General features: G+C 65.9%; 20 protein-coding genes. 12 read left to right on the forward strand and 8 right to left on the reverse strand.

Annotated features, from left to right (window positions below):
* The first annotated feature begins 21 nt into the window (after positions 1-21).
* Genes NF551_RS04620 through NF551_RS04630 form a run of 3 tightly spaced genes read left to right on the forward strand, consistent with a single transcriptional unit; the run spans position 22 to position 3,146 of the window.
* On the forward strand, positions 22-1,326 hold the full coding sequence (locus tag NF551_RS04620; protein WP_227895178.1) for an AI-2E family transporter: 1,305 nt from the start codon (positions 22-24) through the stop codon (positions 1,324-1,326).
* Positions 1,323-2,564 (forward strand): threonine ammonia-lyase, encoded by a 1,242-nt coding sequence (ilvA, locus tag NF551_RS04625; protein ID WP_227895177.1) that lies wholly within the window; start codon positions 1,323-1,325, stop codon positions 2,562-2,564. The genes NF551_RS04620 and ilvA overlap by 4 nt, the downstream gene beginning before the upstream one ends.
* Positions 2,565-2,567: 3 nt before the next feature.
* A complete protein-coding gene (locus NF551_RS04630) occupies positions 2,568-3,146 on the forward strand; it encodes a rhomboid family intramembrane serine protease (RefSeq protein ID WP_227895176.1) in 579 nt (192 codons plus the stop codon).
* Positions 3,147-3,180: 34 nt separating this feature from the next.
* Here NF551_RS04630 and greA read toward each other — a convergent pair whose 3' ends face one another.
* Both greA and NF551_RS04640 read right to left on the reverse strand, forming a co-directional pair.
* A complete protein-coding gene (greA, locus tag NF551_RS04635; RefSeq protein WP_227895173.1) occupies positions 3,181-3,672 on the reverse strand; it encodes a transcription elongation factor GreA in 492 nt (163 codons plus the stop codon).
* Between the two features lie 233 nt (positions 3,673-3,905).
* Entirely contained in the window at positions 3,906-4,382 is a 477-nt protein-coding gene (locus tag NF551_RS04640; RefSeq protein ID WP_227895172.1) for a DUF4307 domain-containing protein, read from the reverse strand.
* A gap of 57 nt (positions 4,383-4,439) precedes the next feature.
* Here NF551_RS04640 and mca point away from each other — a divergent pair, with 57 nt between their 5' ends.
* From mca to NF551_RS04655, 3 genes are read left to right on the forward strand one after another with little or no spacing between them, the layout of a single operon-like run.
* Positions 4,440-5,351: a mycothiol conjugate amidase Mca gene (gene mca, locus NF551_RS04645; RefSeq protein ID WP_227895170.1), complete on the forward strand. Its 912-nt coding sequence runs from the start codon at positions 4,440-4,442 to the stop codon at positions 5,349-5,351.
* A 53-nt stretch (positions 5,352-5,404) separates the two neighbouring features.
* Complete coding sequence (locus tag NF551_RS04650) at positions 5,405-5,743, forward strand: hypothetical protein (protein WP_227895168.1); 339 nt, start codon at positions 5,405-5,407, stop codon at positions 5,741-5,743.
* Positions 5,744-5,748: 5 nt separating this feature from the next.
* The gene (locus NF551_RS04655; protein ID WP_227895165.1) at positions 5,749-7,863 is read left to right on the forward strand and encodes a thioredoxin domain-containing protein; all 2,115 of its coding nucleotides are present in this window, start codon (positions 5,749-5,751) and stop codon (positions 7,861-7,863) included.
* Between the two features lie 18 nt (positions 7,864-7,881).
* Here NF551_RS04655 and trhA read toward each other — a convergent pair whose 3' ends face one another.
* Positions 7,882-8,532 (reverse strand): PAQR family membrane homeostasis protein TrhA, encoded by a 651-nt coding sequence (trhA, locus tag NF551_RS04660; protein ID WP_227895343.1) that lies wholly within the window; start codon positions 8,530-8,532, stop codon positions 7,882-7,884.
* Between the two features lie 253 nt (positions 8,533-8,785).
* Between trhA and NF551_RS04665 the strand changes: the two genes are divergently transcribed.
* From NF551_RS04665 to NF551_RS04685, 6 genes are all read left to right on the forward strand, one after another.
* On the forward strand, positions 8,786-9,547 hold the full coding sequence (locus tag NF551_RS04665) for an isoprenyl transferase (protein WP_227895164.1): 762 nt from the start codon (positions 8,786-8,788) through the stop codon (positions 9,545-9,547).
* Between the two features lie 15 nt (positions 9,548-9,562).
* A complete protein-coding gene (locus NF551_RS04670; protein WP_227895162.1) occupies positions 9,563-10,084 on the forward strand; it encodes a YoaK family protein in 522 nt (173 codons plus the stop codon).
* Between the two features lie 2 nt (positions 10,085-10,086).
* Positions 10,087-10,212 (forward strand): hypothetical protein, encoded by a 126-nt coding sequence (locus tag NF551_RS18955; protein WP_269438983.1) that lies wholly within the window; start codon positions 10,087-10,089, stop codon positions 10,210-10,212.
* 663 nt (positions 10,213-10,875) lie between these two features.
* The gene (gene phoH2 / locus NF551_RS04675; RefSeq protein WP_227895342.1) at positions 10,876-12,153 is read left to right on the forward strand and encodes an RNA 5'-3' helicase PhoH2; all 1,278 of its coding nucleotides are present in this window, start codon (positions 10,876-10,878) and stop codon (positions 12,151-12,153) included.
* 75 nt (positions 12,154-12,228) lie between these two features.
* The gene (locus NF551_RS04680; protein WP_227895159.1) at positions 12,229-12,741 is read left to right on the forward strand and encodes a prepilin peptidase; all 513 of its coding nucleotides are present in this window, start codon (positions 12,229-12,231) and stop codon (positions 12,739-12,741) included.
* Between the two features lie 4 nt (positions 12,742-12,745).
* Positions 12,746-13,216 carry an NUDIX hydrolase gene (locus tag NF551_RS04685; RefSeq protein WP_227895157.1) on the forward strand — a complete coding sequence of 157 codons (471 nt, stop codon included), beginning with the start codon at positions 12,746-12,748 and terminating at the stop codon, positions 13,214-13,216.
* Positions 13,217-13,305: 89 nt separating this feature from the next.
* Here NF551_RS04685 and NF551_RS04690 read toward each other — a convergent pair whose 3' ends face one another.
* From NF551_RS04690 to NF551_RS04710, 5 genes are all read right to left on the reverse strand, one after another.
* On the reverse strand, positions 13,306-15,003 hold the full coding sequence (locus tag NF551_RS04690) for an MDR family MFS transporter (RefSeq protein ID WP_227895154.1): 1,698 nt from the start codon (positions 15,001-15,003) through the stop codon (positions 13,306-13,308).
* Positions 15,000-15,653 carry a TetR/AcrR family transcriptional regulator gene (locus NF551_RS04695; RefSeq protein ID WP_227895152.1) on the reverse strand — a complete coding sequence of 218 codons (654 nt, stop codon included), beginning with the start codon at positions 15,651-15,653 and terminating at the stop codon, positions 15,000-15,002. Before NF551_RS04695 ends, NF551_RS04690 begins: the two co-directional genes overlap by 4 nt.
* 99 nt (positions 15,654-15,752) lie before the next feature.
* Positions 15,753-17,174 (reverse strand): class II fumarate hydratase, encoded by a 1,422-nt coding sequence (locus tag NF551_RS04700; protein ID WP_227895149.1) that lies wholly within the window; start codon positions 17,172-17,174, stop codon positions 15,753-15,755.
* Positions 17,175-17,236: 62 nt separating this feature from the next.
* Positions 17,237-17,902 (reverse strand): carbonic anhydrase, encoded by a 666-nt coding sequence (locus NF551_RS04705; protein WP_279324717.1) that lies wholly within the window; start codon positions 17,900-17,902, stop codon positions 17,237-17,239.
* A 66-nt stretch (positions 17,903-17,968) separates the two neighbouring features.
* Positions 17,969-18,556, reverse strand: coding sequence for a DUF4245 domain-containing protein (locus tag NF551_RS04710; RefSeq protein WP_227895147.1), 588 nt, complete (start codon positions 18,554-18,556; stop codon positions 17,969-17,971).
* Positions 18,557-18,633 lie beyond the last annotated feature (77 nt).

The following is an 18,633-nucleotide window of genomic DNA, read 5'->3' on the forward strand; positions in this document are numbered from 1 at the left end:
GCATTATGGAAAGATAACCCCATGAGACCCCATGCCCGCCGGGTTGCCGCGCCCAAGGCCGTCCAGGCCGCAGCGGTGCGCTCCAGCCGTGCCGGTGACGATGTTCCCTATGCCCTGCGCGTCAGCGCGTCCTGGGCATGGCGCCTTGGCGTCGTGCTCCTGGTCAGCGGCGGGCTGGTCTGGATTCTTGGGCACTTTTCGCTCCTGATCATTCCGCTGATGATCGCAGCCCTGATCGCCGGACTGCTGGCCCCCATCAGTTCCTGGCTCCGGCGGAACAAGGTGCCCTCCGGGCTCGCCGTAGCGGTAACCATCGTGTCCTTCCTCGGCCTGATCGTCGCCGCGCTCACCCTGGTGGGGCGGCAGCTGGCGCTGGGCTTCCGCGACCTGTGGGATGAACTGCTGAACGGGTTCACCCAGTTCCAGGACTGGCTTGAGTCCGGGCCGCTGCAGGTGACCTCCACCCAGATTGACGAGCTGCTGAAGGAGGCAACTTCCGCGCTGCAGAACAATTCCGCGAGTATCCTCTCCGGTGCCGTCAGCGTCGGCAGCAGCGCCGGGCACTTTGCCGCCGGAGTCCTGCTGACGCTCTTCGCGCTGGTGTTCTTCCTGCTCGACGGTCGGCGGATCTGGCGCTTTGTCGCCGGGCTGATGCCGCGCCGCGCCAAGGCTGCCGCCTACGGGGCGGGAATCCGCGGCTGGGAATCCATGACCAATTACGTCCGTGTGCAGCTGGTCGTCGCGTTTATCGATGCGGTCGGCATCGGTGCCGGCGCTGCGATTATCGGTGTGCCGCTGGCGCTGCCGCTGTCCGTCCTGGTGTTCCTGGGTTCCTTTATCCCGCTGATCGGTGCCGTCATCACAGGATCTATTGCCGTCCTGCTGGCCCTGGTAGCCAACGGCTGGCTCAACGCAGTGATTATGCTGGGAATCGTGCTGCTGATTCAGCAGGTCGAATCCCACATCCTGCAGCCCCTGATCATGGGCCGCGCAGTCTCGCTGCACCCGCTCGCCGTCATCCTGGCGGTGACGGGCGGAACCCTGGTCGCAGGCATTGCAGGCGCACTCTTCGCCGTGCCGCTGATGGCAATCGTCAACTCGATGGTCCGGTACATCGCGGCCCGGCGCTGGGAACAGGACCCGCTGCTGACTCCGGACAATCTTTTCGGACCGCCCGGCGCGCCGCCGCAGGATGAAGAACCCGACGACGAGCAGGAAGAGTCCGAACCCGCCGCCCGCCGCGACGACGAAACCCGATCCACAGAGTCCAAAAAACCTTCAGCATCCTCAGAATCCACAGCAAGAGAACAAGAGAACCAGCCTTGACCGACGCACCCCAGCTGCCCGTGACCCTTGACGACATCCAGGCCGCGGCCAAACTCCTGGACGGCGTGATTGCCCATACGCCCATTGAGCAGTCCCGGGCGCTGGGAAGGCTCACCGGCTCCAACGTTTTCCTCAAGTGCGAAAACCTGCAGCGTGCCGGGTCCTTCAAGGTCCGTGGTGCCTATGTCCGCATGGCAAAACTCAGTGACGAGGAGAAAGCACGCGGCGTCGTCGCGGCGTCGGCAGGCAACCATGCCCAGGGCGTGGCTGTCGCGGCTGCCCGCCTGGGCATCGCCGCACGGATTTACATGCCGCTCGGCGTCGCCCTGCCCAAGCTGGCCGCAACCCAGGGGCACGGAGCCGAAGTCGTCCTGCACGGCCATAACGTTGACGAGGCCCTCGCAGAGGCCCAGCGCTTTGCGGACGAAACCGGGGCAGTGTTTGTCCACCCGTTCGACAACGTGGACATCGTCGCGGGGCAGGGAACCCTCGGACTGGAACTGCTCGACCAAATTCCTGAGCTGGACACCGTGCTGATGGGCGTTGGCGGCGGCGGCCTGCTGGCAGGCGTAGCCGTTGCCATCAAGGAACGGGCCAGGGAGCTGGGCCGCGAGGTGCGGATCATCGGCGTCCAGGCCGAAAACGCCGCTGCCTACCCGCCCTCCCTCGCCGCCGACGCCCTGGTGCCGCTGAGCAAGGTATCAACGATTGCCGATGGCATTGCCGTTGGCCGGCCGGGCCAGCTTCCCTTCTCGATCATCCGCGAACTGGTCGACGACGTCGTGACGGTCAGTGAAGATTCGCTGGCACGTGCCCTGATCTTCCTGCTGGAGCGGGCCAAGCTGGTGGTTGAACCGGCCGGCGCCGTGGGCGTGGCCGCGCTCCTCGACGGAAAAATCGAGAATCCGGGCACCACCGCGGTCATCCTCTCGGGCGGAAACATCGATCCGATGCTTATGCTGAAGGTTATCCAGCGCGGCCTCGCAGCCGCCGGGCGTTACCTGGTGGTGCGGATGCTGCTGGATGACCGTCCGGGTTCACTGGCGACAATCTCGCGGATCATCGCCGAGTCGGACGCCAATGTCACCGGAGTGGACCACACCAGGGTGGGAGGGTCGATCAGCATGGGAGACGTGGCAATCACGATCAACATGGAGACCAAGGGTCACGAGCACTGTGAAAAGGTCCTGCAGAACCTTCGGGCCGAAGGCTTCCATCCCGTAGTGCTGCACGGGTAGCCCATGCTGGCCCGCCGTGCGAAAAGTGCCCTCCTGGCAGCCGCCTGCTTTACGGCCCTCCTGTGGCTGGCGTATTTCCTCACCCTGCCCCTCCAGAACAGCCTCCTGCCGGAACTCGGAATCCTTCCCCGGCAGCTGGAAGGCCTGGACGGAATTCTTTTCGCCCCGCTGCTCCATACCGGAACCGGGCACCTGATCAGCAACAGCCTGCCGCTGCTGGCGTTCGCTTTCCTCGTCCTGCTGGAAGGGCTCCGCCGGTTCGCTGCCGTGACAGCCATCTGCTGGCTGGCCTCGGGCATCGGAGTCTGGCTCTTCGGAGGCGGGCTCACGATTGGCATATCCGGCGTCGTCTTTGGACTCTTCGCGTACCTGATCGTCCGCGGCTTCTACAACCGCAGCCTGCCGCAGATCCTGATCGCGGGCGTGCTGTTCCTGGTGTATGGATCCATCCTGTGGGGCATCCTGCCGACCGCCGCCGGAGTTTCCTGGCAGTCACACCTCTTTGGTGCCGCCGGGGGAGTGCTGGCGGCCATCGTGCTCCGCACGGACCCCGACCGGACACAAAAACGGGTCCGCCCCTAGGGACGGACCCGCGTTTGAGGGCGGTTGGCGGCTGCTAGCCCGCGTACGGTGTTGCCGAGACGATCTCGACTGAAATGTTCTTGCCGTTGGGTGCGGTGTAGGTTGTGGCATCGCCGGCCTTCAGGCCCTGGATGGCTGCGCCCAGCGGAGACTTCTCGCTGTACACGTCGATGTCGCTGTCCCCGGCAATCTCGCGGCTGCCCAGCAGGAACTGTTCCAGGTCTCCCGCGATCCGGGCCTCGACCAGCATGCCGGGTTCGACCACGCCGTCGTCCGCCGGTGCTTCGCCGACCTGGGCGGTCTCCAAAAGCTGCGTCAGCTGGCGGATCCGGGCCTCAGCCTTGCCCTGTTCCTCCTTGGCAGCGTGGTAACCGCCGTTCTCCTTCAAATCGCCCTCGGACCGTGCCTGTTCGATTCGAGCCACGATTTCGGTGCGGCCGGGGCCGGACAGGTGGTCGAGTTCCGCCTTCAGGCGGTCGTAAGACTCTTGCGTGAGCCAGGCAACAGATGTGCTGTTGGTAGACACGGGTCTCTCCTTAGATGAACATCCGGACCGCTGAAAACCTGGTCCGGCTTGGCTGAAATTGCTGCGCGGCCGGTTGGCCTTACAAGCAAAGACCCCGCTCATGTGGTGACCGGTTCGCTCGGAATTGAATCCGGTGATCACCTGGGCGGGGCGTAACGTAGCCTCCATACTAGTCAGCCGGAGGCACAAACCCAAGACCGCCGGGCGGTTTCCCTCTGCGAGGGGTCCGGGCCCTACTGTTCCGCGTCGATAACCCAGCAGGCGTTGGCGCCTCCGGTCACGCCGAGCGAATCAGTGCGCACAGCGACGCTCAGGGACACGGTGCCGGTCTCGGCAGGTCCGATCCGGACAGTCTTCCAGCCGACGACGGCGTAGCTGTCGTTGAGGACCTGGACGGCGCAGTCGACCGTGACATCCGTTGGCTTGGTGACTGTGAAGTCGACGACGGCGGTTGAGGCATCGGGGATGGTGAAGCCCACGTCCTTGGAAGTCACTGTCCCGGCTCCGGTGGGAATAGCCATGAAGACTGCGGCACCCACGGCCGCAGCACCGGCCACCGAAGCGAGGATGGTCTTTGTGCGCCGGCTCATGCCGGGCTTGGGGGTGCCGTAGCGATTGGCTAACCTTGTCTCAGAAGACATTCCGTCCACGGGGCGCTCGGAAGCAGGCTGGCCGCCGGCTGCCTCTTCAGTACCATCCTCAGTGCTCACCGCTTCATTTTACCGAACATTCAGACCGGCCTTTTGCCGGACGTCAGGAGTAGTGCGTTGCCGACCGAAACGAGTTCCGGGCCCGCCGGAGAACTGCGGCTGCTGGCCGTCCACGCGCACCCGGATGATGAGGCCAGCAAAGGCGCGGCAACCATGGCGTCCTATGCGGCCTCCGGGGTCCGGGTCATGGTGGCCACCTGCACCGGCGGGGAACGCGGAGACGTGCTCAATCCTGCAGCGGCAGGGATTCCTGCCGCCAAGCGGGACCTGGCCGGGCTGCGCCGCAGCGAAATGGCAGCCTCCCAGGCAGCCCTCGGAATCGAACACCGCTGGCTGGGATTCATGGATTCCGGGCTGCCCGAAGGAGATCCGCTGCCGGATCTTCCCGCCGGGTGCTTCGCCCTCCGCCCGCTTGAGACGGCCGCAGCCCCGCTGGTGAAGCTGGTCCGGGAGTTCCGCCCGCACGTGATCATCAGCTATGACGAAAACGGCGGCTATCCCCACCCCGACCACATCATGGCGCACAAGGTTGCCGTCGAGGCCTTCCATGCTGCCGGCGATCCCGCGAAGTACCCCGGCACCGGTGCCCCGTGGGAACCGCAGAAGCTCTACTACGACCGCGGCTTCAACCCCGAACGGTTCCGGGCCCTGCACGAGGCGCTGATCCAGGCCGGGCTGGACTCACCGTACGCGGAACGGCTGGCGGCCTGGCTGGAAACGGACACCGAGGGCAACCAGCCCCCGGCCCCGCCGCATCCCACCACCACTCAGGTGGAGTGCGGGGAGTTCTTCCCCCTGCGTGACAAGGCGCTGAAGGCGCACCGCACGCAGGTGGACCCGGATGGTTTCTTCTTCGCCGTCAGCACCGATCTCCAGAAGCAGGTTTGGCCGTGGGAGGACTATTCCCTGATCGAATCCCGCGTTCCAGCCACTGTCCCTGAAACCGACCTCTTCGCTGGCATACGATAGGGGCTAGACACCGCGTTCCATGGCGCTGTGTTTTGCCAAGAGAGAGATACTTCGTGAACCTGCTGTACAGCCTCACCCTGACTGTCACGTCCCCGATCGAGGGCGACTTGAAGCCCGGCCTGGAGGAAGGCGACATCACGCCCGGCCTGCTGGGTTTCCTCGCGACGCTCTTCCTCGCCCTGTGCGTGGTCTTCCTGATCCGCGACATGGTGAAGAGGATCCGCCGGGTCCGTTACCGCGCCCAGGCCGCCGGCGACGTCGACACGGACGGCCGTGCAGGGACCACCTTCCCCGTCCGTGAGGCCGACCCCGTGGGCTCCGTGCCGGAATCGGACCAGACAGCAACCGCCGGAACCGCCGGTAAGCGCTCCGGCCAGGACACGGCGGGATAAGCACCATGGCGGAGCGGTTAAAGAACCAGGCCTCCGCCTACCTGCGCCAGCATGCCGGCAACCCGGTGGACTGGTGGCCCTTCGGCGACGCAGCCTTCAACGAGGCGCGCCGCCGCGACGTTCCGGTGTTCATCTCGATTGGTTACGCCGCGTGCCACTGGTGCCACGTCATGGCGCACGAATCCTTCGAGGACCCGGAGATTGCGGACTTCCTCAACCAGCACTTCGTCAGCATCAAGGTGGACCGTGAGGAACGGCCCGATGTGGATTCTGCCTACATGGCGGCGACACAGGCGCTGACCGGGCAGGGCGGCTGGCCCATGAGTGTTTTCGCCCTTCCCGACGGCAGGACGTATTACGCCGGGACGTACTTCCCGCCGCAGCAGCTCCAGGGAACCCCGTCCTTCCGGCAGGTGCTGGAAGCAGTCTCGGGCGCGTGGCGCGACCGGCGCCAGGAGGTCGAGCAAAGCGCTGCCCAGATCGCCGAACACCTTGCCTCCGGCCAGCTTGCCAACGCCCGCCTGCTGGGAACCATCGACGGCGCCGGCCTGCCGGACGCAGCGGAGCATGCCGAAGCAGCCGCCCGGGCGCTTTCGTCCGCCGTCGAGGTCCTCGAAGGCGCCGAGGACACCGACTTTGGCGGCTTCGGCGGAGCACCCAAGTTCCCGCCGTCGCCCCTTCTGCGTTTCCTGCTGGCACATTCCGGCAGCAGCGCTCCGACCGCAGCGGCGGCAGCCGGGCTGGCCGCACGGACCCTCACCGCCATGGCCCTGGGCGGTCTCTTCGACCAGGTGGAAGGCGGGTTTGCGCGGTACACGGTGGACCGGCGCTGGCAGGTGCCGCACTTCGAAAAAATGCTCTACGACAACGCCCAGCTGCTGCGGCTCTACGCGCAGTGGGCCCGGGCCGCGGAAGATCCCGACCACCGCGCCCTCGCCCTGCGCGTGACGCGCGAAACGGCACACTGGCTGGATCTTCGCCTGCGGCTGCCCGGAGGGGCCTATGCCTCTTCCCTGGATGCCGATACCCAGGTGGACGGCCGGCGCGTGGAGGGAGCCACCTACGTCTTCACCCGGGCTGAATTGACGGCCGCCTTGGGCACCGGCAATCCGGCGCTGGACCTGCTGGACGTTGATGCCGACGACGGCGCCTCCCACCGCCTGCCCGGGAGCACCCTGAGGCTGGCTGCTGTTCCGGACGAGGCGCAGGCACAAACCTGGCAAGAAGCCCGGCAGATCCTGGCCGGAGTACGCGGCTCCCGCCCCCAGCCGGACCGCGACGAGAAGGTTGTGGCGGGGTGGAACGGGCTGGCGGTTGCCGGGCTCGCCGACGCCGCCGCGGTGCTGGCGGACAACGGTGTCCCCGAGCCGCAGGTCCTGGAAGCTGCCCGCGACGCGGCGGAGTACCTGCTTGCAGTGCATCGGCAGGACGGAATCCTTTACCGGGTGTCCAATCACGGCTCAGTCCAGGGAATAGAAGGCCTGCTGGAGGACTATGCGGGGGTCGCGGAGGGGCTGTTCGCGCTGTACGCCGTCACCGGCGAACCCCGCTGGCATGCTGAGGCCCAGACCCTGGTCGCGGCCGCCGTTGACCGGTTCCTGGCCTCAGGCAAGCTCTCAGACACGGCGGCCGAGTCAGCTCAGGTGCGCCATGCCCAGGGCGGCACGTCATCTGCCAGCCCGCTGGACGACGCGGTGCCGAGCGGGACGGCCCTGTTCGCCGGTGTGCTGCTGACCTCGGCATCCTATGGCGGGCCGGCCCGGCACCGTGCCTTGGCGGAACAGCTGGTGTTCCATGTGCTGCGGGCCGCGCCCGCGGCTCCACAAGCCGTGGGATGGGCGATGTCCGTCCAGCAGGCGCTCTTGGACGGACCCCGTGAACTTGCCGTCACCGGATCAGATCCGGACGCCGTCGCCGCCCTGCTCGCCGCAGGACGGGCCGCAGGCGGACCATCGCTGGTCATTGCCCACGGCCCCCCGGACAGGGTGCCGCTGCTCGAAGGACGCAACACGGAGGTTCCCGCCCTGGCATACGTCTGCAGGGGGATGGCCTGCCGGCAGCCGGTCTCGACGGCTGAAGAGCTGCGTGCCCAGCTGCGGCCGGACGTGCCGGCCGGCTAGCTTGCGGCTGACTTGCCGCTAGCTTCCGGCGGACAGGACAGCCATCATGATGGCGATGTAGTGGCAGGAGAATCCGGCAAGCGTGAAGGCATGGAAAATCTCGTGGAATCCGAACCATTCGACGGACGGGTTCGGCCGCTTCATGGCGTAAATCACCGCGCCGGCAATGTACGCAGCCCCGCCGGCGATCACGAGCACCGCTGCCGGCATATTCACCGACCAGAAGTCCGGGATGTAGAACAGCGCCGCACAGCCCAGAGCGATGTAGACCGGTGTATAGAGCCAGCGGGGAGCATGCAGCCACAGCAGGCGGAAGGCGATTCCAGCCAGCGCACCGCTCCAGATAAGGATCAGCAGCAGCACAGCTTTGTCATGCGGGAGCAGCGCCCACGCCAGCGGAGTGTAGGAGCCGGCAATAACGAGCATGATGTTCGTGTGGTCGAGCCGCTTGAGGATAATTTTCACGCCGGGGGACCAGTTGCCCCGGTGGTACACGGCTGAAATGCCGAAAAGAAGTATCCCGGTCACCGCGTACACCGCGGATGCGATCCGTGTTCCGGTGGTGGGAGCCAGCACGACCAGGAGGATGCCTGCTGCCAGCACCAGCGGTGTGGCCCCGGCATGCAGCCGTCCGCGCAGACGGGGTTTAATGTCCAGGGCATCGGCCACGGATTCAACTGCCGATTCGAGCGGCCCCGGTGTTGTACGGGAGTCCGGATCCTGCTGGACCGGCACTCGCTGCGAGCGTGAAGTCATGCTGCCGATTCTAACCTACGATCCGGTAGGTTACCTTCGGGTAGAGGACTCCGCCACTCGCCCGCATGTCTCCCTGCACGGCGGGGACGGGAGTGCGCGGTAGCCTAGAAACAGTCGATCCTGCGTTCTGCGCAGGTCCCAATCCTCAGAGGCAGGTGAGTCACCCGTGCGGTTTCCCGGTGTGGTTTACGCCTACTATGAGCGGCGGTTGAGGCGAAGCCTGGCCAATGACCGGATTCCGGAACACATCGGTGTCATGGTGGACGGGAACAGGCGCTGGGCAAAACTCGCCGGTGCACCGACGTCGGACGGCCATCAGGCGGGGGCGGACAAGATCCTCGAGTTCCTGGGCTGGTGCGAGGAACTCGGCGTACGCGTAGTGACGCTCTACATGCTCTCGACGGACAACCTCAACCGTGACCCGGATGAACTGGAACCCCTGCTGGGTATCATCGCCAACACCCTGGACCGGCTCGGGGAGCGGGGAGACCTGCGGGTCCAGCCCGTGGGTGCGCTGGAGATCCTGCCGCCGGAGCTCTCCGGCCAGCTCTCCCGTCTCGGGGAAGCCACGGCCACCGCAACGGGTCTTCACGTCAATGTTGCCATCGGCTACGGCGGCAGGCGCGAGATTGTCGACGCCGTGAAGGAGCTCCTGCGCGATGCCCACCGGCAGGGCAAGCAGATCGAGGAAATCACCGAGGAACTGTGCGACGCGCAGATCTCCGAGTACCTGTATACCCGGGGACAGCCCGATCCTGAACTCGTGATCCGGACCTCGGGTGAGCAGCGGCTCTCGGGCTTCCTGATGTGGCAGAGCGCCTACAGCGAGTTCTATTTCTGCGAGGCGCTGTGGCCGGATTTCCGCAGGGTGGATTTCCTGCGCGCCCTCCGCGATTACGCGAGCCGTCAGCGACGGTTTGGATCCTAGCCCGGCACCCTAACCATGCAGCGCCATACACGTTCCGAAATCCTCCTGGCCTCAGGGCTGGCCTGGACGGCAGGCTATGCAGATGCCATCGGGTTCCTCCACCTGGGCGGCTGGTTCGTTTCCTTCATGACCGGTAACTCGACCCGTGCCGGTGCAGCCGTAGCCAATGCGTCGCTGACCGGCTTCCTCCAGGCCTTCGGACTCATTGCGGCGTTCTTCCTGGGTGTTGCCGGTGCCTCCGTGCTGCGCCGGCTCCTGTCCCGGCACCGCCGCCCTGCCATCTGTTTGGCATCCGCGGCCGTGCTCACGGCTGCCCTGCTCAGCACGGCCACGCCCGGTACCGAGGGCATGCTGGGTCCGCTTCTTGCCCTGTCCATGGGGAGCCTCAACGCCGTGTTCGAGCGGGAGGGAGAAGTGTCCATCGGCATCACCTACATGACCGGAACCCTCGTGAAGCTCGGCCAGCGCGCGGTTGCCGCCCTTTTCGGCGAGAAGGACACCGGCTGGGGCGCTACCTGCTGCTGTGGTCCGCCCTGACCGTGGGATCTCTCTGCGGCGGTGCGGCCTACTTTGCCCTGGGGATGGCGGCGCTGAACCCTGCGATCGGAGCGCTGGTCATCGCGGCCGCAGCGTCCTGGGGCCATCCCGGCCACCGGCACAGCTGAGTGCGCTTGGGTTCGGAAACACTGCAGCTTGGGCGAATGCTGCACGTTGGGTTCGGAAACACTGCGTTCCGGGATTTCGCTGCGCCCTGTGACACGGATACGCTGCGTTTCGGGAAAAACCGGTCGTCCGGGGAAAATCTTGCCACGGCGCCGCGCAGCAAATTCCCACAACAAACGAATCAGCCCAAAACGCAGCAAACCCGGAAGGGCTGCCCGAGCCACTGAGTAACGGGAACACCGGTTCCCGCGCCCACAGCCAGGGGCACGCAGCGGCTCGCGGTCTTCCTCTGCTGCACGAGGGTTGTTACGGCTCCGCCGCAGATTCTCTTGCCGCAATGACGTCCCTCTGGCCGGCCCAGACCGGCCTCATTGCAGTAAACAGGAGGCGAACTTCCGTGAACTTGGTCGTGTCCCTCTGCCGGCAGGCATGAGGGCGGGCGTAGCTTGTACGTATCGGTCAGCCCGACGCTGACGGAACCGGAGGCCGGATGCTCACACAGTGTGTGCCAGGGAGGCCGCTGGCGGCCCCTCGTGCCGGCCTGCGGATAACCACACTTCTAGCGAATCGGGGCCTGCGGTCCCTGACTGGAGTTCCACGTGGCCGTATCGACGCAATCCACCCAGGCACACACCGGCGGATCCAACGGGCAACCCCTCGGATTCGTGCTTGACACCTCTGTTCTGCTCTCCGACCCGAAAGCCATCCTGCGCTTCGCGGAACACGAGGTCATCCTGCCGCTGGTGGTTATCAGCGAACTTGAGGGCAAACGCAACGATCCGGAACTGGGTTACTTCGCCAGGACCGCGCTGCGCCTCCTGGACGAACTGCGCGTAGAGCACGGCGGGTTGGACCGCCCGGTGCCCATCGGCGACGCCGGCGGAACCCTGCGGGTGGAGGTGAACCACATCTCGCTTGACGTCCTTCCGCTGGGGATCCGGGGAACGGACAACGACAGCCGGATCCTCGCCGTCGCCCGCAACCTCGCGGACGAAGGACGCACTATCACCGTGGTGTCCAAGGATCTTCCCCTGCGGGTGAAGGCGGCAGCCGTTGGCCTCACCGCGGATGAGTACCGCAATGAACTGGTGCGGGATACCGGGTGGACCGGTATGGCGGAACTGGAGATCGGCGACGCCGAGGTCAACGCGCTCTATGACCATGAACCGGTGTTCATTCCCGAGGCTGCGGACCTGCCGGTCAATACCTGCCTGGTACTGCTGGCCGGGCGCTCCTCAGCCCTCGGCCGGCTGGGAGCCGACAAGCAGGTGCGGTTGGTGCGCGGAGACCGCGATGTCTTCGGGCTGCACGGACGGTCAGCGGAGCAGCGGCTGGCGATCGACATGCTCATGGATCCGGAAGTGGGCATTGTTTCCCTGGGCGGCCGGGCCGGCACCGGTAAGTCGGCGCTGGCGCTCTGCGCCGGACTCGAGGCGGTCCTGGAACGCCGCGAACACCGCAGGGTGGTGGTGTTCCGTCCGCTGTATGCCGTGGGTGGCCAGGAACTTGGCTACCTGCCCGGCAGCGAGAGCGAAAAAATGGGGCCTTGGGGACAGGCGGTCTTCGACACGCTGGAGGCGCTGGTTTCCAAGGAGGTTGTGGAGGAGGTGCTGGACCGCGGAATGCTGGAGGTCCTGCCGCTGACCCACATCCGCGGGCGGTCCCTGCACGACGCGTTCGTGATCGTGGACGAGGCCCAGTCGCTGGAGAAAAACGTCCTGCTGACCGTCCTGTCCCGCATCGGACAGAACTCGAAGGTGGTGCTGACCCATGACGTCGCCCAGCGCGACAACCTGAGGGTAGGACGGCATGACGGTATTGCAGCAGTGGTGGAAACCCTCAAGGGCCACCCGCTCTTCGGGCATATGACCCTCACACGCTCTGAGCGCTCACCGATCGCGGCCCTGGTAACGGAACTGCTGGAGGACGGGCAGATCCCCTAGGGTGGTGGCAGGCTCTGTCCACAGCGGAGCGACGGCTGTCCCGCTGTGGACGGCCCTACCGGTACGGTAGGGCCCATGTGGGGGATCGTGGGGGAGTACTGGGTTCGAAACAGCTTTGCTGCCTGGCTGCTGCTGGCTGCGCTGGGTTACTTCGTGGTGCTGTCCCTGCGCCTTGCCGGTGAAGACCTCCGTACGCGCCGGTTACCGAACCGGCTGGTGCTGCCCGCCTACCCGGCGTCGTCGTTGCTGCTTGGCGCTGCGGCGCTCGCCGCCGGGGAACCCGGGCGGCTTGCGGGTATGGCCTTCGGCGCCGCTGCACTGCTGGCCGGTTACTTCCTGCTGCGGCTCATCAGTCCCGGCGGACTGGGCCTGGGCGACGTGAAACTGGCAGGAGTCCTGGGGCTCTTCCTGGGGTACGCCGGCTGGGGCCACGTCCTGGCCGGAGCCGCTGCGGGCTTCGTGCTCGGAGGAATCTGGGGGCTGGGGCTGGTGCTGAGCGGCCGCGGGACCGGGAAGACGCGGATCGCCTTTGGACCGTTCATGCTGGCAGGGGCCGCCTTGGTGCTCGCTGCCCCTGGCCTACAGTAGGACCATGCCCACACCCGACTTCATCCTTTCCCTGCGCGAGAAAGTTGGTCATGACCTGCTGTGGCTGCCGGGAGTTGCCGCCGTCGTTTTCAATCCCGCCGGCGAAGTGCTGCTCTGCCGGCGGGCGGACAACGGACGCTGGACCATCATCACCGGCATCCTGGAACCGGGGGAGGAGCCAGGCCCGGGCCTGCTGCGGGAAATCGAAGAGGAAACCGGAGTCCGGTCCAAGCTGGACCACCTGATCCATGTGGGAACCACGGATCCCATCGAATTCCCGAACCGGGACCGCTGCCAGTTCCTCAACCTTGTGTTCCGCTGCACCTATGAAGCCGGAACGGCACGGGTGAACGACGACGAATCCACGGACGTGGGCTGGTTCGCCCTCGACGCCCTTCCGGAGCTGAACAAGCGGCACCGGATGCTCATCGAGCTGGCACGGACCTCCACGGGCGTGCCGGTGTTCGAGGCCTGAAGCGCCGGCGGAACGACAGGCACGACCAGGAAGACCAAGAAGGACCGGCACCCGCGCAGGGTGCCGGTCCTTCCCGCTGGGGTGGGTACCTACGGCTGCGGGCCGTCAGGGTCCTGCCGGGTCTGAGCATCCTGCACAGGCTGCGCCTTGTGTCCGGAGCCCGGGGCTGGGGTGCCCGAGGCACGCGCGGCGGCCTGCTCCTTCTCCAGCCGCACGGCTTCCTCGCCGCCGACTGCCTCGCCCCGGGCAACCATTCCGGCAACGTCGGAGAGCGGAATCTCCTTGAGGAAGAATGCCAGGATCAGGGCCAGGGCCAGGAACGGCACCAGGTACCAGAAGACAGGTGCCAGGGATTCGGCGTAGGCGTTGACGATTCCGTCGCGGACCGGTTCCGGAAGGGCCTCCATGGCGGAGGGCTGCAGGGTGGCGGTGGCCTCCCCGGCCGCCGCTGCATCGAAGCCGGCGCCGGCAAAGACTCCCATGAGGTTCTCCGACAGCCGGGTGGTGAACATGGCGCCGAAGATGGCTACGCCGAGCGATGCCCCTACCTCGCGGAAGTAGTTGTTCGACGACGTGGCGGTGCCGATCTGGTCCACGGGAACAGAGTTCTGCACCACGAGCACCACCACCTGCATGATCAGACCGAGTCCGGCACCGAAGACGAACAGCTGTGAACAAATCACCCACACCGGAGTCTCGGCCGTGAGCATTGTCATCCACAGCAGGGCTGCCAGGACCAGGACGGCGCCGGAGATGGGGTACTTCTTGTACTTGCCGGTTTTGGTGATCGCGAGTCCGGACCAGATGGAGGTGCCCATCATGCCCACCATCATCGGCAGCATCAGCAGGCCGGAAGCCGCCGCTGAAGTGCCCGTGGACATCTGCAGGAAAGTGGGGACGAAAGCCAGCGCAGCGAACATTCCCATGCCGAGCGTGAAGCCGATAGCCGTGCTGTTCACGAAAATCGGGTTCTTGAACAGGCTCAGCGGGATGATCGGATCATCGGCACGGCGCTCGGCCAGGACGAAGGCAAAGGCTGAGGCCAGGAGGCCGGCGCCGAAGGCCAGTGTGAGGGGATCGGTCCATCCACGGTCGGCGTCGCCGCCGAAGTCGGTGAAGAAGATCAGGCAGGTGGTGGCGATGGACAGCAGGACGACGCCGGGGATGTCGATGCGCTTCACGGCCTTCTTGCTCGGCAGCGTCAGGGTGAAGAACGCAATCAGGAAGGCGGCGATGCCGATCGGAATGTTGATGTAGAAGGCCCACTGCCAGGTCATGTGGTCAACGAAGAAGCCGCCCAGCAGGGGGCCGGCGACGGCGGAGAGGCCGAAGATGCCGCCCAGCGGACCCATGTACTTGCCGCGCTCATTCGCCGGAACGATGTCCGCGATGATGGCCTGGGAGAGGATCATCAGGCCGCCGCCGCCCAGCCCCTGGAGGGCTCGGAAGATCACGAAGCCCCAGAAATCGGTGGCGAAGGCACACCCGACCGAGGCCAGCGTGAACAGGGCGATGGCGAAGAGGAAGAGGTTCCGGCGGCCCAGGACATCGCCGAACTTGCCGTAGATCGGCATGACGATGGTGGTGGCGAGCAGGTAGGCGGTCGTAATCCAGGTCTGGTGCTCGACGCCGCCGAGTTCGCCCACGATTGTGGGCATGGCTGTGGAGACGATGGTCTGGTCCAGGCTGGAGAGCAGCATGCCTGCAATCAGGGCGGAGAAAATGATCCAGATGCGTTTCTGGGTCAGCAGCAGCGGCCCGGAGGCGGGCGCGGCGGTGGTGGTCATGGCTTTTCCTTGGTGGAGGCTAGGGGACTGAAAGCAGCGAAGGCTGCCCGCGCGGTCTCGGCACCGGACGTGAGTACCTGGCGGTAGGTTCGGGTGTTGGACGGATCGAAGAATTCCGGACCGGCCCGCTGGACGAGGGCGGTGAAGATGGTCGTGACGGCCGCGATCCGGGGGTCCTCAGGCAGCAGCCCTTCCCGCAGGGCGATGAGGCGGCGCAGCCCTTCCTCGAGTTCCCGCGTGCCTTGCATCACCTTCATCACCAGGCGCGGCTCGGTGGCCAGTGCTTCCTTGAGCTGCAGCAGCTCCGCACGGGAAACGGCCATGCCCTCCACATGGGCGACGGCCAGGTCCACCAGGTCCTGCAGGAGGGTCTCGGAGAGTCCCGCATCAGGGGAGCCGCCGTCGATGAAGGGGCCGGTCAGCTCTTCCGGCAGCCCCTCGGGCGTCCCCAGTACGGCGTCTTCCTTGGAAGGGAAGTAATTGAAGAAGGTCCGGCGGGAGATTCCGGCCTGCTCGCACACTTCCTCCACGGTGTAGCCGCCCAGCCCGGACTGTGCCGTGAGCGCACGCGCGGCGCTGGTGATCGCCTGCCTGGTGGCCGCCCGTTTGCGTTCCCGGAGGCCCAGATCACTGGATGCACTATTCGTCACGAAGTAAACTTTTGCACGCGTTGTTCCACAGTGCAAAATTATGGAGATTATGAAAAAGGGGCCGCCGGATGAACCGGCGGCCCCTTTCAGCGCTGGTTGCTAGGCCTGCGGCGGCTTGGTCATGGAGAGGACGTCGAGGGCGGCGTCGAGCTGCTCCTCGGTGACCTCGCCGCGCTCGACAAAGCCGAGTTCGACGACGGCCTGGCGGATGGTCTTGCCTTCCTTGACCGCGAACTTGGCAATCTTGGCGGCGTTCTCGTAGCCGATGTACTTGTTCAGCGGCGTGACGATCGAGGGGGAGGCCTCGGCCAGGTAGCGGGCACGCTCAACGTTGGCTTCGATGCCGTCGATCATCTTGTCCGCCATGATCACGGAGGAGTTGGCGAGCAGGCGGATCGATTCCAGCAGGTTCGAGGCCATGACGGGGATGCCGACGTTGAGCTCGAAGTAGCCGAACGTACCGGCCCAGGCGATGGCGGCATCGTTGCCCACAACCTGTGCCGCAACCTGCATAACGGCCTCGGAGATGACGGGGTTGACCTTGCCCGGCATGATCGAGGAGCCCGGCTGCAGGTCGGGGATGGCAATTTCGCCCAGGCCCGTGTTGGGGCCGGAGCCCATCCAGCGCAGGTCGTTGGCGATCTTGGAGAAGGACACTGCGATGGTGCGCAGCATGCCGGAGACCTCGACGAGGGCATCGCGGTTGGCCTGGGACTCGAAGTGGTCGCGTGCTTCGGTCAGCGGCAGGCCGGTGTCGGCAGCCAGCAGTTCGATCACTCGCTGCGGGAAGCCTGCCGGGGTGTTGATGCCGGTGCCGACGGCGGTGCCGCCCAGCGGAACCTCGGCGACGCGGGGCAGGGAAGCCTGGACACGCTCAATGCCGTAGCGGACCTGGGCAGCGTAGCCGCCGAATTCCTGGCCAAGGGTCACCGGGGTGGCGTCCATGAGGTGGGTGCGGCCGGACTTGACGACGTCCTTGAACTCCACTGCCTTGCGTTCCAGCGACGCGGCGAGGTGCTCCAGGGATGGAATCAGGTTGTTGATCAGCGCGGAAGTCGCAGCGACGTGGACGGAGGTCGGGAAGACGTCGTTGGAGGACTGGGAGGCATTGACGTGGTCGTTGGGGTGAACTGAGGTCTCGCTGCCTGCAGCCTTGAGGGCGCGGGTAGCCAGCTCGGCGAGGACCTCGTTGGTGTTCATGTTCGAGGACGTGCCGGAGCCGGTCTGGAACACGTCGATCGGGAACTGGCCGTAGTGCTGGCCGGCAGCCACCTCATCGGCGGCGGAAGCGATGGCCTTGGCGCGCTCGTCGTCGAGCACTCCCAGTTCAGCGTTGGCGATGGCGGCAGCCTTCTTGATGCGTGCCAGTGCCTCGATGTGTGCGTCATCCAGCGGCTTGCCGGAAATCGGGAAGTTCTCCACGGCGCGCTGGGTCTGGGCGCGGTAAAGGGCATTTACCGGGACGCGGACCTCACCCATGGTGTCATGTTCAATGCGGTATTCAGCGGAGTTCGAAGTCATGGCTCCAAGCCTAGTGGGCGCGGGCGCAGGTGTTGAAACCCGCGTCGTAAAGTGCAGGCGCCCTAGTTCGCCGCCAGGTCCTGGGCTTCGGTCTCGATCTTGCCGATGCTGGAGACGAGGTCGGCCCGCCCTTCAGCCAGGCGGTAGGAGAGTCCGACGACGGCGGTTGCTCCGGTGCTCACAGCATCCGAAATCAGCCGTGAGCTTTCCACCAGGCGTTCCGCGGTTTGCCGGGTGTGCTCAACCACCATGTCATTGACCTCCTCCAAGCCGTTGCGCTGGGCGGCCAGGACCGAGGGGGTAATGCGTTCGACCAGTGTCCGGACGTAGCCCGCAGGCATCGAGCCTGTGTCGACCGTGTGCTTGGCCGCCGTCACTGCGCCGCAGCTGTCATGGCCCAGGACCACGATCAGCGGAACCCCCAGCACTCCCACGCTGTACTCGAGCGAACCCAGGACGGCGTCGTCGGTGACCTGTCCTGCCGTGCGGACCACGAAGGCGTCGCCGAGGCCGAGGTCGAAGATGATTTCGGCCGCCAGCCTGGAGTCGGAGCAGCCGAAGATCACAGCGAACGGATTCTGTTCGTTCACCAGTGAGCTGCGGCGGGGAGCGTCCTGGTTGGGATGCCGGGAGGTGCCGGAGACAAAACGTTCGTTGCCTTCACGGAGGCGCTGCCATGCCTGGGCTGGAGTGAGCGGAGCGCTAAGGGGGCTGTTCAATTCGGTCACCGTTCCACCATAAGGCTCAGGCGGCACTCCGGTGCTCTGTTACCGCCGGGTGAAACGGTCCGGCTGCTAGTTGCCGGAGGGGGCCGCGAGGTCCTGGAGGACGGCCTCGGCCAGGACGTCAACGGTGGCAAGGCCGGCTTCGGAGCTGAGGATGACGGTCATGCCCTCGACCTCCGTGACCAGGTGCGCTTCCCCGTTGGCGCTGTCCCGCAGCTGCCACGCGGCTCCTCCGGCGGTTCGCTCACCGGCCACGAGCGAGTCCCGGGTGGTCTGCGAAATCCAGGTCGGGTTGGCTTCGGCGGTCTGCGTCAGGCGGATGAATTCGGTATCGGGAGTGAGATATCCCACTTCCCAGGCGGGAACGCCGGAGTTGACTCCCGAGTCCCAGCGGGCGTAATTGGCGGTCCAGCCCTCGGGCAGATCGGGAGCCAGGGGATCGTACCCGGCGTCGCCGGCAGCTTCGCCCGCGATGGCCTGGACGTCTACGTCCCGCACCGGAGGCTTCTGATACGGGTTCAGGAGCACCGGTATGAGGACGATTGCCAGCGTGATCCCGGTGGCAATGAGCATGCCAATGACATTCGCGTTGGCACGTTTGGCCTGCTTGGCGGTCAAGGTGGGGGTTACGGGATTCTCCGGCTGCTGCTCACTCACCCTTCCATAATCGCCTATCCGGGGGGTCAAGTCCTATTTACGGCCAAGCCGCCGGGGTACGGGAGCAGCTGAAAGCG

This window comes from Arthrobacter caoxuetaonis (assembly GCF_023921125.1).
Taxonomy (GTDB): Bacteria; Actinomycetota; Actinomycetes; order Actinomycetales; family Micrococcaceae; genus Arthrobacter_B; species Arthrobacter_B caoxuetaonis.